Annotated in this window: 1 protein-coding gene; it reads right to left on the bottom strand. The window is 68.6% G+C overall.

From position 1 onward, the window contains the following. Positions 1-596, bottom strand: a 596-nt coding sequence (locus tag AC1DTN_RS38510) for an MFS transporter (protein WP_477925460.1), incomplete at both ends; no start/stop codon positions are given.

Here is a 596-nt window from a genome sequence, read left to right as displayed (position 1 = left end):
GCTCCGGGATGCGCGCGAGCACCGCCAGGCTGATGACGGCGGGCACGAAGGCCACCAGGAAGAGCGTGCGGTAGGTGCTGGCGGACTCGCCCAGCCAGGACAGCAGGCCGTAGGCGACGAGCGGCCCCAMCACGGCCCCCGACTTGTCGAGCGCCTTGTGCACGCCGAAGGCATAGCCGCGCGAGCGCCTGTCCGCGATGGAAGAAAGCCACGCATCGCGCGGCGGTCCGCGAAAGCCCTTGCCCAGGCGTTCGATGACGCGAAACAGGCTCAGGCCCGTCACGGACGAGGACACCAGCAGGATCAGCTTGGCCAGCGTGGAGAAGCCATAGCCGGCGCCTGCAAACCACTTGCGCCGGCCGCTGCGGTCCGACAGCCAGCCGGCGAGGTAGTTGAGCGATGAGGCGGAGAGATCCGCCAGTCCCTCGATGAGCCCCAGGAGCGCGCTGGAGGCGCCCGCCACAGTGGTGAAGAAGACGGCGAACACCGAGAAGATCATCTCCGAGCTGATGTCGGTGAGAAGGCTCACCAGGCCCAGCTTGAGCACGTCGGGGTGGAGCCGCTGGCCTTTGCCGCCGGGAGGCTGGGTCATGGAG

This window comes from Rhizobium sp. 01T444 (genome assembly GCF_056398305.1).
Note: the sequence above shows the minus strand (reverse complement) of the source record. Positions and strands in the feature narration are given on the sequence as shown.